12 protein-coding genes are annotated in these 15,971 nt (G+C 28.8%); 1 reads left to right on the top strand and 11 read right to left on the bottom strand.

The window, feature by feature from the left end; all coding sequences use genetic code 4:
- Window positions 1-46 precede the first annotated feature (46 nt).
- The 10 genes from MBIO_RS02925 to MBIO_RS02885 form a co-directional block, all read right to left on the bottom strand.
- Complete coding sequence (locus MBIO_RS02925) at window positions 47-946, bottom strand: IS3 family transposase (protein WP_232048404.1); 900 nt, start codon at window positions 944-946, stop codon at window positions 47-49.
- A 501-nt stretch (window positions 947-1,447) separates the two neighbouring features.
- On the bottom strand, window positions 1,448-2,602 hold the full coding sequence (locus MBIO_RS02920) for an Mbov_0401 family ICE element transposase-like protein (RefSeq protein WP_232048387.1): 1,155 nt from the start codon (window positions 2,600-2,602) through the stop codon (window positions 1,448-1,450).
- Window positions 2,603-2,661: 59 nt separating this feature from the next.
- Complete coding sequence (locus MBIO_RS02915; protein ID WP_013526808.1) at window positions 2,662-3,588, bottom strand: Mbov_0400 family ICE element protein; 927 nt, start codon at window positions 3,586-3,588, stop codon at window positions 2,662-2,664.
- Window positions 3,589-3,821: 233 nt separating this feature from the next.
- Window positions 3,822-3,950 (bottom strand): hypothetical protein, encoded by a 129-nt coding sequence (locus tag MBIO_RS05085; RefSeq protein WP_013526861.1) that lies wholly within the window; start codon window positions 3,948-3,950, stop codon window positions 3,822-3,824.
- A gap of 227 nt (window positions 3,951-4,177) precedes the next feature.
- Window positions 4,178-8,407, bottom strand: coding sequence for an Mbov_0399 family ICE element protein (locus tag MBIO_RS02910; protein ID WP_258408932.1), 4,230 nt, complete (start codon window positions 8,405-8,407; stop codon window positions 4,178-4,180).
- A gap of 81 nt (window positions 8,408-8,488) precedes the next feature.
- A complete protein-coding gene (locus MBIO_RS02905; RefSeq protein WP_013526863.1) occupies window positions 8,489-9,172 on the bottom strand; it encodes an Mbov_0398 family ICE element protein in 684 nt (227 codons plus the stop codon).
- Window positions 9,153-11,966 carry an Mbov_0397 family ICE element conjugal transfer ATPase gene (locus tag MBIO_RS02900; RefSeq protein ID WP_013526864.1) on the bottom strand — a complete coding sequence of 938 codons (2,814 nt, stop codon included), beginning with the start codon at window positions 11,964-11,966 and terminating at the stop codon, window positions 9,153-9,155. The genes MBIO_RS02905 and MBIO_RS02900 overlap by 20 nt, the downstream gene beginning before the upstream one ends.
- A 15-nt stretch (window positions 11,967-11,981) precedes the next feature.
- Window positions 11,982-13,172 (bottom strand): Mbov_0396 family ICE element transmembrane protein, encoded by a 1,191-nt coding sequence (locus tag MBIO_RS02895; RefSeq protein ID WP_013526865.1) that lies wholly within the window; start codon window positions 13,170-13,172, stop codon window positions 11,982-11,984.
- Window positions 13,172-13,453: an Mbov_0395 family pilin-like conjugal transfer protein gene (locus MBIO_RS02890; protein ID WP_013526816.1), complete on the bottom strand. Its 282-nt coding sequence runs from the start codon at window positions 13,451-13,453 to the stop codon at window positions 13,172-13,174. Before MBIO_RS02890 ends, MBIO_RS02895 begins: the two co-directional genes overlap by 1 nt.
- 114 nt (window positions 13,454-13,567) lie before the next feature.
- Window positions 13,568-15,136: a CDS14 family ICE transfer lipoprotein gene (locus MBIO_RS02885; protein WP_013526866.1), complete on the bottom strand. Its 1,569-nt coding sequence runs from the start codon at window positions 15,134-15,136 to the stop codon at window positions 13,568-13,570.
- Between the two features lie 96 nt (window positions 15,137-15,232).
- Between MBIO_RS02885 and MBIO_RS04875 the strand changes: the two genes are divergently transcribed.
- Window positions 15,233-15,379 carry a hypothetical protein gene (locus MBIO_RS04875; protein WP_158305110.1) on the top strand — a complete coding sequence of 49 codons (147 nt, stop codon included), beginning with the start codon at window positions 15,233-15,235 and terminating at the stop codon, window positions 15,377-15,379.
- Window positions 15,380-15,413: 34 nt separating this feature from the next.
- Here the strand turns inward: MBIO_RS04875 and MBIO_RS02875 are convergent, their stop codons facing one another.
- Window positions 15,414-15,965: a single-stranded DNA-binding protein gene (locus MBIO_RS02875; RefSeq protein ID WP_013526867.1), complete on the bottom strand. Its 552-nt coding sequence runs from the start codon at window positions 15,963-15,965 to the stop codon at window positions 15,414-15,416.
- Between the last annotated feature and the right edge of the window lie 6 nt (window positions 15,966-15,971).

The raw sequence follows: 15,971 nt of genomic DNA, 5'->3' as shown, positions 1-15,971 counted from the left end.
TAAAAGAGAAAACGGCATTTGGTATGAACCCCAAAAATTGGACTTTTTAATTATGTTTGGACTTATTCCTGTATTGGACAGGACTAAGTCCTTTTAATTTATTAACAATTCTGTCATTATTATAATATGAAATATATTCTCCTAAAGCAGTTTTAAATTCTTTAAAACTATTAAATTTCTTTTCTTCTCCAAATCAAAATTCTCTTTTTATAACACTAAATAAACATTCAGTAGGACTATTGTCTAAACAATTTCCCTTTCTTGACATGCTTTGAGTTGTTTGTTTTTCTTTCAAATAATCAATATAATCTTGATGAGTGTATTGTCATCCTTGATCAGAATGTAATAATACATTTTTTAAGCTGTGGCCATTCTCTTCTACGTTTTCTAACATTTTACCAACCATTCTTAAATTAGGCGATTTAGAAATCGAATAACCTAAAATCTCTCTGTTTTCAAAATCAACTACAGGAGAAAAATATGCTTTTTCATCATTTTTTAATTTAAATTCAGTAACATCTGTTCCTAGTATTTTCAAATATTTATTATTTGAAAAATTTCTTTTGTATCTGAAGAAATCTTCTGTGATATTTTCTTTATCTAAAAGCAAGTTTGGAATGTTTTTGTGAGCATCACCTTTGAATGAAGAATATTTATTTTTTCTTCTTAGCGTTTTGCCGAAAATATTCATTGCTTTCATTAATTTTTGAACTTTTTTATGATTGATTATTATTCCTTTATTTCTTAAAGCAAAAGTAATACGTCTATAACCGTATAGTCCTTTATTATAGTTAAATAAGTCAAAAATAACCTTTTTTAAATTTTCATCTTTATCAGGTTTATTTTGTGATTTTAATATCTCATAAAAAGTTGACTTTTTCAATTTAATTTTTTCTAATATTAATTTAATAAAAAATAGCTTTTTAAATTCTTGCCTTAGTTCAATTGTTATTTGGAATTTTTCTTTGTTAGTGAGTCTTTCAATTGAACCAAGGCGCTCACTTTTTTTGCTATCGCATTCTCCAATTTGAGTATTTTATTTTCTTCCTTTAATTGTTTAATTAATAAATCGGAACTAATATAAAAAGGTGTGTTATAAGATTCTCTACGTTTTCTTATTTCGTAATTATTTTATCATAATCCATTTTGTAGCAAAGGAAAATACTGCATGTGAAGAGCATGCAGTTTCCTTTTGCGCGCACACGCGCTACTTGAATAGTACAAGATAAAGACACTACAAAGCTATTTACCATAGCGTGTTTTATCTTGAAATGATTTATTCATAGAATAAATCAAAAATTAATATTTTCATATTTTCTAGGCGCATGCACTTTTTTCGTTTTTGCCTAAATTCGCATGCACTTTTACATGCACTTTAACTTGTATATTTTTATTTTAAAAATATATTAATACTGCTTTTGCGCATGCACTTTGTTAAAAATACTGCTTAAATGAAAAATAAGTTTGCTTTTGTTTCCATATTTTTTGCAATGCTTAACTGTATTGTTTTTAGTGAAAATGTAGCAAATTTCTTTGAGCAAAACCTCTTTAAATCGTGCCCAACTACCGTTTCAGCACAGCCTCCAAAGTAGTTTTTAACTAGCACTGAGTTTCAAATATATTCTCTATTTTCTTTATAATATTTCTTGAACTTTTTAGCATTAGCATATACAGTTTTATTTTTCTCTTGCTTTGTTATTCACTCTAAAACACTGTCAAGTTCTTTCTCAAATTCATAAATTAATCCTTTAGAAAACAAGTTGTCTAACACGCGATAAACATCTTTATAATCCCTAAAAAATCTCTTATTACTTACATTAATTTTTTTGCTATATCCAAAAGCTTTAAACATATTTGCTTTGAAATGAAATGGATCATAAACTCTCGTTGATTTTAAATTATCAGCTATTGTAGTTATGAATTTTGCACCATCTCCAGAGACAATAATTTCACAATTTTCTTTATATAAACTGTTTAAACTTTCTCTAATTTTGTTTTCAAAATCTTCTTCACTATTGAAGTTTTTAAACTCACTTGCAAGTGGTAAAAACTGCATAATAGAGGTCTTATTTTCTATGGCTTTTACACTACTTCCGCTAAGCAAAGTATGTATAGTCGCCATACGCACTCTAACCTTTATTTTTCTACCTTTAAAAGACACTCTAATATAAGCATCATCAATATCTATTTGTATAGTCTTGTACTCTAGATTTTTATAGTCTTTTAAAGTCAAATTATTTAATACTTCTTTCTTTAATTGTTCCCTATGGTAATAATAAACGTGATAAGGAATAAGTAGCTTACTATTATCACCTTTTGAAGCGTATATATTGTTTTCAACACATTTTTCGACGCACTCTTTATAATATTTATTTCTACCGTTATCAGCTAATCCTTCACTCGGATAAATAACTAGTCTTTTGCCTGTAGTTTTATCTTTATACATGTAGTAAATAATTCTTACTGTCTCGCCCCAAATAAAAATATCTCTTTCTATTTTTCTTTCAACATTATATTTAATTTTACGCTCTTCGCTATTCTTAAAAACTTCTGCTTGAGCATTTCAATTGTCAGCTAAAGTTTTACTCATTTTGTTCTTCACAGCGCCCTCCATAATCAATTAAAAACGACGTTTTCACGCCGTTAATAATTTTATATGTTTTACTTCAGCTTCGTTTTGTCTTTGTCTGTTTTGCTTTCTTTTATTGGTATTTCCTTAGCTACTTTATCCTTAGCTTTTTCGATATTTTTATTATCGTATGGATCAATATAGCTTGATTCACTTTTGCTACTTTTAGATAAAAAACCTATATTTTCAAAAGAATATATATTAACGTTATCCTTCGTCTTATCTAAGTCTTTTCAATCATTATGAGCAATTTCTCTAATAAAATAATTACTAGTTTCTTTATCTAATTCATACTCAAAATCATTTTGATTAATTATATTTTTCTCTTTACCAATACATAATTTAATATTCTTTAAAGCTTCTTTTGTATATTTTGTATTAGAAGTGTTTGTGTTAATTAGGAATTGGGATTTTGAAAAATTATTAGCAAAATAGTTTTTTGTTGCACGCTTAACTTTATTACTATTATTAGACAATGTAGATAAAAGCTGATTATTTATTAACTCATCGTTAGTATATAAAACTAAATTGTGCTTTAAATTATTTGATATCTTTATTATATTTAAATCGGGAGGAATTGCATTTATACGGCGACTTAGGTCATCGACTATCAATGATTTATCATTTTTATTTAATACAGAAGTATCTTGATAAATTGCTTTATCTATATTACTTTCAAGCAATTCCTTATCAATAATAAATATATCCTTAGTAACTACTACACTTTCATGATTCTTTCAATATTCGTTGGTTTGATAAGAGCTATTATCAATTATTAAATTATATTTGCTAGAACTTTTTCTTGCCGTTTGAAGTCTTATACAATAATAAGTTTTATTTTTTGTATTTTCAAAAATTATCAAAGGATGAATTTTAAATTTTGTATCGATATTTAGATGAAAAATATCTTCTAATAAAGGATTTGTAATTTTTAATGGTCTTCATAGTTCTAAACTCATATAAAAATTATACAAAAAAAGAGGATTAAACCTCTTTTTAAGACGAACTAGAGTCTAAGGCGTATCATCAAGCGCTTAAAGATAAAATATGAGCTGCTTGCTTGTTCGATTACTCATATAACAAAATCCTTCTTAGACTATTGTTTAAATTATACTACAAATAAATAAAAAAATTAATAATTTTTCAAATCTTATTTGCATTGTTTACTCTTAAACAAATTGATAATCTTTTACTAAAAAATTATAAAAGGGTGGGCTTGAATTTTTCCGTTATTTAAAACTTTGCCATCAATAGGTAGTTTGAAAATATTTTCTAATAATGGGTTATTAATTTTTAAAGGTTTTCATAAATCTAAAGACATAATAAAATTATACAAAAAAAGAGGTATAAAACCTCTTTTTAAGACGACCCAGCCTAGAGTAATTGTAGCTACACGCTAAGCTTGCTACTGTTCGATTACTTACGTGTATCTCTCTAGGTTCATATGTCTACATTATATAGTAAAAAAACAATATTTTATAAAATTCTTAACTTCACCCATATTTTCTTAATAATGTTTTAGTTAAAAATATAGTGCCTAACATTTTTTTATTTTGCAAATAATTTATTAATTTCTTCATCGCTAAGAACAACCGGCTTAGCCTTAATTCTGTCTTTTTTATAGATTTGTATTTCTTTGAATTTCTTAATTGAAACTTGTTTCTTGCTCTTGCCAGCTTTAAAGCCTTTTTTATTCAAGTATCATCTAATACCATATATGCCACCAACAGCAAAACCTAAGGCAAGCATAACCGATACAATTCAAATTCAATAATTACTTTTATGGCTTGCTTTTGTTTTATCAACATCTAAATCTTCACCATTTGGCTTTTTATGCTTATCGTTTTGTATTTCTTTAAATCATAATTTATCATCAAAAGCATTATAATTTGCCTCAATATTATTCACCACTATAGCATAGGCAAAATTAATATTATTGCCTTCTTTAACTGGTAATAAAACAAAATACTTGCCTCTAGCTTTATAATCTAAGCTTTTATTAAAGTTATCGTTTTGTATTTCTTTAATTGCCTTTTCTAAAGCTTCGTGGTACTTCTTAAATAGCTCAGTATCATTTATTTGATACGGAATAGGAACTTTATGTCCTTCAATTTCTCAAGTATTATATTCAGCCATTACCTTTGCTTTAGTTTCTTCATAAACTTTTTTGAATTTTTCATATTTAGCTTCATTTAATTTATCAATATCAGCTACTAAACCAAGTAAATAGAATGAAGCATTTACAAGTGAAACTAAATAATCTTTTTTAAACTCGATACCTGAAGCAATCGTTATCTCATTTAACTTATTTATAATATCTTTGGTAATTTTCTCAGGTTCTTTTTGCGATATAACAATAGGATTTTTTACTAGTGTATCATTAAGTAGTGATAAATCAAATGCTGGTGCTTCAGTATCATTAATAATATGAATCTTAGTGCTTGAAATTAAATTAGCATTAATACCTTTTATCTTAATATCAATACCATCTTTAAACTTATTCCCCTGTACTAGTAAATCTAAAACGTTATCTAGTCCTTCTACTTTAATATCTTTATTCAATAACATTTCTATGCCAGTTTTGTTTTTGTATAAGTTGAATTGTTCTTCTATTAGCCCTATCAACTTATTTCTAATCTTTTCTTTTAATTCTTTTGAATCATTACTAATATTCTTTCCCATTTCAATTTCGAAGTGTTTTTGAATGTCTAGTGATGATAAATCAATAGGAGGATAGTACACGTGGTACGCACTATTTTTCAAATTAAATGTTATGCTGTGATTTATGTATTTACCCGTTCCACGCAAAGTAAAAGCTCATCCCTTACCGTCATTATCTGGTACATTAATATCTTTAATATAAACTTTTAAAGCCCTATCCAATCAACGCTTTTCGCTTTCTGGCGTATTTCAATTAGCTATTACCCAGCCACCATTAATTTCATTTTCAGTTATTCCAATTGCCTTTAATTTAGCACTATTAGCAATATTTCTTTTAACAAAATTAAGCACGATTTCTTTAACTTGTCTTCTATAATTTTCTTTAATAGCTTCATTAGTTTCATCTCCATAATTCAAGCCATTAAGATTTTCTAATTTACCTCAAGTTATTTTATCTTTAAAAATATTTTCATACTCGTTTCCTGTTTCTACATTAAACTTTGACGCTTGGTCTACAAAGTTTTTATATAGTGAAATCATCTTGTCATATCCTAATTTACCCAAGTCATCATTTTGGATACCACAAGCTTCATTTAAGTAATTTTGAAATAGTGTAGTTATTCAATTGCCACCATCTAAAAATGCTTCAAAATAATCTTCACTTTGATTATTAATTTTTTCTATCTTGTTTTCAATTGAATCCAAGAAAAAACTTTTTGGCTCGCTCTTTGCATCAATTAATACCAAATTAACATTTGATATTGATTTTTCATTTACAGTAAATAATAGCCAAATGCCTTCCTCAGACATATAACTATATTCACTTGTCCCATTATTTACCGGTATTTCAATTAGTTTTTGTTCTTTCCTACCAATCTCAACGTATTTGTCATTTTCTTTTCTAAACAACAAACACTTATAGTATCTTGAAGATGACTCTAAAACTTTATCAACCACCAAGTTTCTTAATGCCCCCTTACCAAGCACATTAGCTTCAGCATAGATTCCAAGATCTGCTTTATCTGTAGTTATTTTAATATTAGGATATACAAAACGAAGTTGTTCTTTTAATTCATCACTAAACAACTTATTTTTAATTCAAACAATCTGCTTTTTAGTTCCTGTTTCTTTATCAATACTTGGATCATAATTCTTATTTACTATTAATTTGCCTTCTTTATCCTTTAACTCTTTTCCCTTTGAATCAAGCATATATGGAGAAATAATTTGTTTTTGATCCATATTCTTTTCCGGCTCTCAAGCATAATATTTTATGTTTTGTTTAAACTGATTTCCAATTACTTCATAAATAACTACATACTTTTCTTCCGGCTCTCCACTATTATTTGAGCCTTTCTTGTATCTATAAACTTCAACAAGATATTCATTTTTTGCAACATCGCCTTCGCCATTACCGCTTCCCGAGTTTTTATCAAAAGGTATTTTAGATGCATCATTAACATTAACTCTTTCATCAATTAATTTCTTTTCAAATATTCTATTTAAAACACTAACCTTTTGCTTATTTACCATTAAAACTTCAGTTTCATCCTCTGAAGCTTTAAAAGAAATATTAATTGGCCCTCTAACTACATACCTTCCACCAAATCATGGCTTACCGACAAAATCTTTTTCAAGTTCTTTATTGCTTACCCTTTCAGGTTCGTCTCTTTTAATTAGATTTTTTAAATCGCCACCATTAGCTTTTGTCTTTGCTTCTATTTGACTTATACTTCCATCAGGATTAGTAATAGAAGTTGATATAGTTAACCGTGAAGCTAACGAAGCTCCACTAAGTCTTTTATACAAATCTGATTCTAAAATATTTACCTTTAATGAATCAAAAACTTTAAAATTACCTAAAACGATATCTTTTAAAACCCTTAAAAATTGATTCCACTTCCCAACAGCTTCAGCTTTAATGTTTTCTTTTGTTCAGTCTTCAATATTATTAAGAATCTTATCCAAGTCTTTATCGATAATTTCCTTATCATCAATCTTGACTGATAAAACCTTAATATAAACATCAATTTTGTTCTTTTCACCAACAGCTTCGTTTTTTATCTTGTAATCATATTTGTATTTAACTTTAATTCCACTAGCATACTCAAACTCATATTCTTTATCGAATATTTTGTTTAAATGTTCTATATTCGATTTGCCTCCATTGTCTTTAAAAACTCCATCAACTGATGTAGTCAAATCGCCCAAGGTATCGCTTAATAAATCTATAGAGTAGTGATTTTGGTCAATTTTCTTATTTACCCCATATTCAAATCTATTCAAACAATTATCACTTGAAACACACTCTTTTAAAGCCTCTATGAATCAGCCAACTTTAGCATATTCTAGATTATTTAATACTTTATTATTATAGTACCTTACATCATACATTCCTTCAATTTCACAATCAAAATCATGAAGCCCCCACAAAAACATTTTATTTTTATCATCAGTTAGCCCACTATACACCCTTTTATCTTTATCAGTTTCAAGATTATTTAAAAACTCTAATGTTTTTTGAGAAACTTTATATTCAGCAAACAGGTTAGTAAAACTAGCACCTTTATGTTCTTCCATAAAGTTGTTTTTGTCTCATTTTATTAATTGTTCTATAAAATTAGAAGCAAAAATTACTCAATTCTCTTTTTCACGAGGATGCAAATAATTTAGATAATATTTATCATCGTATCAAAACCAGCCATAACTATTATGATTACTAGGATTTGTGTAATAGGCTTTTTCATAACGCACTTCAAAAGAGCCTAAAGTTGGCCTAGAAACTATTGACGTAATTTTATTTTTTACTGGGCCAGTTTTATGATAACCAACCCATTGGTCCTGTGCATACAATAATCCTTTATCACATAGTTGTGACCATTTTACTTGATACCTATTTTGTAGTCTTTCATTTTTAGCAATTTCATCATCTTCCATACTAGTAAAATTGGAAAATAAACTATTAGTATCAATCTTATGTTTTTCTTCAGGAGCTTTAAAATCTTTTCCATAACCTAGAAGTTTTTTATTAGTATTTAACGATAAATTAAGTACTGACGGAATCGCAATACTCAATACACTCAATGGAATTAATTTTAACATCTTTTTCTTATTCATTTTTTCCTCATTCTTCGCCCGTGCCTCCGCGTGCATATTAGTTATGCCCGTGTGCGCACGTGTGCATGTTTAAAGACTATTTTATTTTTTAAAAAACTCACTTAAATCAAAATCACCAAAATCTTCATCCTCTTTAGCATTATTTAATTCTGAAGCTTCAAGTTTTGCATTTTCTTTTTCAAACACTTTTTCAATTTCATTGTCTTCGAATTGTTCTGCAAACTTGCTTAATGAATTGTCTTCATTTCTTACCTTTTTAATTACCTTCTTATACCATGCAGAAGCCGATTCATTCATTCTTTCACGCAAACGCTTTGCATATTCTGGCTCTTTAAGCAAATTATTGTTAGGTTCATCTAACATTCCTTTATCGCTTATAAGAGCATTTAACAACATATTGACTTTTAAATCAAGCAAAACCAAATCAATATTTTGCTTGTTAATTTCATTTATAATCTTGCGATAAAATGGAGTCAAAGACGCTCAAGATACTTTTCTTAATGCATAAAATAAATCATTTTTGAAATCTTTAGCTATTTCCTCTTTCTCTTGTTTAATTAAAGCGTTGCGAATTATATCTTTAAGCTCTACATACGGAGTAGAGCCACTTTGTTTAATTCTTTTTACCCATCTTTCGTATAACGCCACATCATCTGGTTCACTAAGACGCGTAGAAATACATTTAGAGCCGTTTTTTGAGGCTCTAGAGCTTTTTACATATAATTCACCTTTTTTATTTTCTTGACTAATTTCTCATGTTTTCATCTTCCCCCTTTTCAAAGAATAATTCCTTTTCCTTTGGATTGTAATGTAGATTAATTTTGTATCTAAGTGCATTACTCATACTTGCTAAAACTTTCCCCACTCTTCTTCCTGAAATAAACTTAACTTCAGAATCTAGTAATGGAGCTTCAGCCGTTTTGTATAACTTTTTAACCGCCTCAATATCATCTCCTACTAACCCTAGAAAAAATGAATATTGACAGTTCCCCGTAATCTTTTTAGCAATTTGTTCAACTGCCGTGCTTGAAGCATAATCACTAGGATTTTGCGTGGTATGTATTGTCCCGCAATCAAGCTTACGCACAAGCTTTGTAGTATCTGATATATAGTTCAAAGTAGTTATATTCTTTTCACTAATATACAAGTGTTCTTCATCAATACAAAATGAACAATAACGTGTTAACTTTTGTATTTCTTTCTTGCTAATTAAACGAATCTTATTTTTTTCTTTATATTCGTTAATTCTTTTCTTGTTATTAAAAGCATTATCAAAGATAAAGCCATTCACCAAGCTAATTAAAACCATAATGCCAATTCTTGCATTTACGCTACCTTCAGTATCGATTAAATTACTTGTTTTAAAAACAACCAAATCGTTTTCAATATTGATATTGGTGTGACCATTATATAACGCACCCAAAGTTCCATATCTTCCAAATTTACCCTCTAATAATTCAGCCATATCTAAAACCTTTTTAGTATAGCCTTCTTTATCGTGATGGTCTTTAGGAGCTACAAACTTTTTCATTTGCTTAATCAAATCATCCATAGTTGGTCATCCATCGTTTTTGAGTTCTTTAACTTCCTTTAATCTATAAATGCCCCAACTTTGATATAACTTAATAATTTCAAGTTGCAAAATGTTCTTCTTCATTTCATTCATATCATCAAAAATGAAACTAAAGAACTTTTCTAACCAAAGCAAATGATTATTAATTAAAGTATTGAAATTAACATTGGCATCATCTTCTTCACGCGCAATAAATGATTTGACTTGTAATGGATTAATAACCGTTCCATCTCCAGAACCTAAATCAACTATTTGGCCTCCCATTTTATTTGCCCATTTAACATATTCAGCTTGCGGATCAATAATAATTGCTATATTCCCCGCAGCCAGTGATGAAGTAAGAATCTTCTTGGTTAAAGTACTTTTGCCCATTCCTGAAGTTCCCAATATCATCACATTATGATTTGCTCTACTTGAAGTCAAGCTAAACATATTTCATACAATAGGACTATCATTTCCTCCCACTTCATTTCCAAGCAACAAGTTGTTTCCGTCATTAAGTGGCAGATTTTTCAATGGATAGCCTATTGCGTTATTTATACTTGTGATTTGATAGTACTCTCTATCTAATTTGCTTAATGGATAATTAGACATATCTAAAAATCCTTCAAATTGTCTAAAGGTCAAATCATTAATTCCAAAATTAGATCTTGTAAAACCATTCTTAATTTTCAAATTATTTTGCTTCAATTCTTCAGCATTTTCCGCTTCAGCTAAAACAAAAATATTTGAATCAAATAACTTAAAATTATCCGCTTGTATTTGGTCAATCATAACCGCAATCGATTCTTCCTCTAATGCTGAACCGAATCTATTAATAATTGAATTATCCAAATTACCAGCGTCCATATTTTTCTTATTCGCTTTATCGATTATCTTATTTACAACATTTGGATCGTTATATGGAAAATTGTTTCACACAACTGTTCCCGATACATCGAATAACTTCTTTAATCACTCGTTATTCAAGCGTATTGGAATGTTCCCAGCACATTTAACGCTATACAACTTATCATCAATTTTTAATGAATTGCTTTTAAACTCCACCTTTTCATACTTGAACAAGCGGTCCAAACTATATTCACTTTCGTAAATATCACTTTCATTTAAAAACGTTTCAATATCTTCTTCGCTTTTATTAAAGTGATTAAGTTTATTCAAAAATGATAATAACTCAAAGCCACTTAGCTTTTCATAGCTAATAACTTCATAATCTTCAGCCTTTTGAATAAATGTCGAATAACACTCATCCAATTCTTCTAATGTTGGAGCATTTAAAATTAAATAAAATGTTTCAATCAAATTGCTTTTAACTTCATTCTTAAAATCAAGTTCATTAGCTTTAAAATAACTATTTCAAAACTCTTTTGTTTCTCCACCGCTATTTAACATCTTTTTACTTTGAATCGTGTTTATATAATTTAAATTACGTCTGTAATCAATTTGTTCATCTAATTTCACTATGCTAAATTTATATTTAAAACTATCCAATATTCTTGCAAAGTTTTCAATCAAAACCACTTTAGTATTTTCATTTTCAGCTCATATATTTTTTCCACCTAATTTAAAAACACTAAAGTAATTACTATGTTCACTCTTTTGAAACAACTTATTTGAAAATGACTTGTTTTTAACAACATCGTTTTCTACTAATGTTGAATATGGATTTAAATCAGAACTATCTCTTACATTCTTGTCATCCACCACATTAGAATACTTCTTTGGCATCGCCTTAAATTTAAACATTCTAATTAATAATTCATATATCTTGCAATTATTCTTATGTGTTGGTAATATCAAAATAAACAATAAAACCAAAAGTACACTAAAAACAATTCATTTATAAGTCTGCTTAACTGGATACAAAGCAACAAATGAAATAAATCAAGATATACAAGTTATTACAAAAAACTCGATAATATCTTTTCAACTAAATCTTCTTGTGGCTTTTGCCTTCTTATATTTTAATCGTTTAGGTTGTAGCACATTTCTCCCTTCTCATTATTCTTTAGGTTTAAGGAATAATCCTTTTCAGCCCATCTTCTTTACATTTTCAGCAAGCTGTGCTCCACCTTGAGCAGCTCTACCCGTTTTTGCAGCACTATTTCCCGCAGCTGAAGCCGATTTAATAGTGTTTTTACTACTTACACTAGTTCCAATAAATGAAGTTATAATTTCGCTTATTTCGCTGTATTTTAACGCTGTAGCACCATAAATAATTATTGAAGCTAAAGCTTGTAATACTCATCCAAAACCATTTGTTGATGATGCAATGAATATTTGCGTTAAAAATAGATTTACAGCACCGAAGAAAGCAAAAAGTATTTGTAGTCCTAGGAAAAATACCCCCACCGATAACATATTTCCCACATACTTATCCTTTCATATCCTTACTTTCTTGCCATCATCAAGCAAGCTCAAAGGTAAAATAATTGGAAATATTAAATACAAGAAGAATAACGGAAATATCTTTCCTATGGCATCCATCCCCCCTAAAACAAGTGGAATAGCAATAAACACCGCTCCAATAATTGATAGAAACGCTGCAGTTATTAAAATGGATGCTCAATTACCAATGTTTAAATGTTCAGTTTTCTTTGCTAAGGCCACAAAACTACCAAAACTAATATCCAAGTTGATAGTAAAGCCAAAAGGATTTGTAGTCGCAGGAATTAAAATATCTTTAACATCCCCAGCTAATTTTGGAGGATAAAACAACCTATGCAAGCCATTTATAAAAGCAACAACAATATCATTCCCTTCGCCAATCATCAATGTAATTATTTTTTGTACAAATAGATTAAAAAGTAAAATAGTAATTTGAAATGCTAAAAGTATAAACAAACTTTTAACACTAAATACCAACGCACTTCTCATTAGTGATACACTCTTTTCGCTTTCACTAAAACTGAACTTTATAATCAGCACAAAAAACATCACCAGTCATATAACCGCCGAAACTATCGCAAATCTAACATACATATATGGGCTTTGATGGTCCAAAATGTTTTGTCTCGGCATTATGCCAAAAATAACAAAGTTTAATAAATCGAAAGTTGCTAGTTTAACAACCGATAATAGAATCGCTAATAATATAAAAACAATTAGCGATACAAAAAATAGCAATAAATACAATACATATGTTGGACCATATTTGAAAATCTCCATCACACGGGTAAAAAATCCACTCATTAGCTAGTCTTTCCCCCGCTTGCTTGAATACTAATAACTAGTTCAAATATTCCTCAACCCACTATAACTAGAATTAATACAATTCCAGCTCACAAAATCTTTTTATTGTTTTGCTTTCTTTTTTGTGGATCATCTTCATGTGAGTTTTGTATCCCCGCCACAATCGAGGTAATAATAACGCTAATAACAGCCACCACAGCCACAAGTCCAAATATGATATGTCCAACTTTCTGTACTTGCTCTGTTAAATTACTTAATCCTTCTGTATCAATAGGTTTCATTTTTAATTTCTCCTTTTTGTCTTAATAAATTAATACAAAAAAACTAATAGAAAAACATCTATTAGAAAAATAGTTCTTTGCACACATTATTATGTAGTAAAGTTAGCATAATTTTTAATCTAAAGTGCTTGTATCCAAGCTTCCATTAACTCTATTATTCCAAATTGCAATTCAGCTATGAAACTTACTTTTAGCTTCTTTTTTATATTCAGCCTCTTGCATTTTATTCATAAATTTAGTGTTTAATTCAAGTTCTTTAAAACTTTTATCTTTAGCTTTAAAAACAGTATTTGTAAAAAAGTTTATGTATTCGTAAATTGGAGCATATGGTGTATTGCCTGACTTTTGATTATCATATTCAGTAAAACTATATGGCACTTCTCAATCATTAGCCCCATACATAGGCATTAACACATCATATAGTGTTCTATACGCCCATACGTAGCTATATTCATAATCAGCAAATTGATTATCCCCAATAGCTACTGGAAACATCTTAACTAAGGTTTTTTTCTCTTTGCCTAATTCTTCCATTTCCACGCCAAAGACTGCTCCGTATTTAAGAACATCAAGCAATGCATTTGTTGCTTTGTCCAAGTACTCTTTAAAATAATTTCTATATACTTGTTCAATTTCAAACCACTTCTTATTTCCAGCTTGAATAGTTCCAAACATTTGCAATAACTCTAAATACTTTTTATAAGCTTCGTTATTAACTAACGTTAGCTTAACCATCTTACCAGCCATCCAAGCAAAACTACTTAAATCATTTCAAAGATTATAATCATCACCCGTAGGCAATTGCATTATGAAATCTTTGTTTTGTTTTGCAGTCTCATAAATCTTAAAGCCTTCATGGTATTTTTCAACATTACTTCTTGTAAAAGCTAAATAAAACCATTTTGAATAATCTTTTCCTAAGTCGAAATAATTATTCCACATTCCTTGTTTATATAAACCATCAATAGCAATATCTTTAAATGTCTTGCTTGTGCCTTTAAGAGCAAAATCATTGATGAATTGTTCATAGTAATTATCAAGCTTCATATCAAAATAATAGTGATAGTGTTTTCTTACTTCCTTTTGGTCCTCAAACACTCATTTATTACCATGATAACTATCCTTATAGGCAAATACATCTTTTTGCGATCCTTCTAAATAACTAGCCATTGAATTAATATAATTCTTTGAATCCACAAGACCTAAATCTTTATATTCAGGATTCAAAAAGTTTCTCATCATATTATTCAACTTCACCGGCGCGCTATAATCAACATCGAATAAATCTTTAATTTCGTTTAATTCAGGTTGGCTAGTATACCAGTCTTTATCCAAGTCTAAACGAACATTGATTTTAGGCATATACTCGTTCTTTTTTCAATTATCATTTCTATACACATCGGCATCATATTTTTGCTCATTATGCAATACTTGCGCAAAATAATATTGATTGTCCTTCTTTAGAAAATCTTTTGGATTCTTTTCTGCATCATAATGTACATAGCCATCCACATCGCTCCAATCCGTGCTTTCTCCGCCACTAGGGTTTGGATTAGGGTTCGGATTTGGATTTGGAGGTTGATGTGGCTCAAAAATAGGACCAAAACAACTCGTCGTTAAACTTGCTAAAGGAACTATCGTTCCAATTGCCATAAACTTCATAAACTTTTTACTTTTTTTCATAATAATACCTTTACATAATAATTTTAATGCAAATCACTATTCTTCTTACTTTGTTTTCAGTATTCTATTCGTTTTTTCACTCAATATACTGGATATATGAAAGTCGCCATTCCAAGAAATAAAATTATTCCTTCGATAACTCCATACTTAGTTTCTGTCAATTCTTTATCAACATACATTCCATTAACGGCCACAAAAGATAAACTTAAAATCATCAGCATTAATATCCAGAATACTATGTAAATAATAAAAAACTTAAATTTCAAATAGTTTTTCATTACAATGTTTGACCGTGTTTTTTAGTTTCATCTTTTACTTCAACATCTTTGTTAAAAGCTTCTTCTTCGTATTTATCATAGACGCTTTGACACAATGGATCCATACCAATATATTGTTTAAAAGGTTCCATCATTTCATCCTTTTTCTTTAGTCTCGCTTTAACAACCTTTTCTTTTTCCTCCTTAGGTAATTTTGTTTCATCTTTATAAATAATATCTTCATCATTACCTTCAGCGTTTCTATCAACTTTTTTAGCACTATAAATAATATTGTCAGCAACAATTTCCATTTTGTATTGCTTATGATTATCTCTATCCACATAAGCATTTCTCTTTATCTTTCCAATAACTTCGACTAAGTCGCCTTTTTTATTGTACTTTTCAAAATTGCTTGCTTGCAAACCAAAAGCTGTAATATTTAGAAAATCAGGTTCCCCACCATATTCATTATTTACAGCAATCACAAACCCTAAAACAGCTTTACCACTTGTTGTTTTAGCTTTAAAGTAGTCTTCACTTACTACTCTACCCGTTAATATAACTTTATTCATCTGCCT

Source organism: Mycoplasmopsis fermentans PG18 (genome assembly GCF_000209735.1).
Taxonomy (GTDB): Bacteria; Bacillota_I; Bacilli_A; order Mycoplasmatales; family Metamycoplasmataceae; genus Mycoplasmopsis; species Mycoplasmopsis fermentans.
Note: the sequence above shows the minus strand (reverse complement) of the source record. Positions and strands in the feature narration are given on the sequence as shown.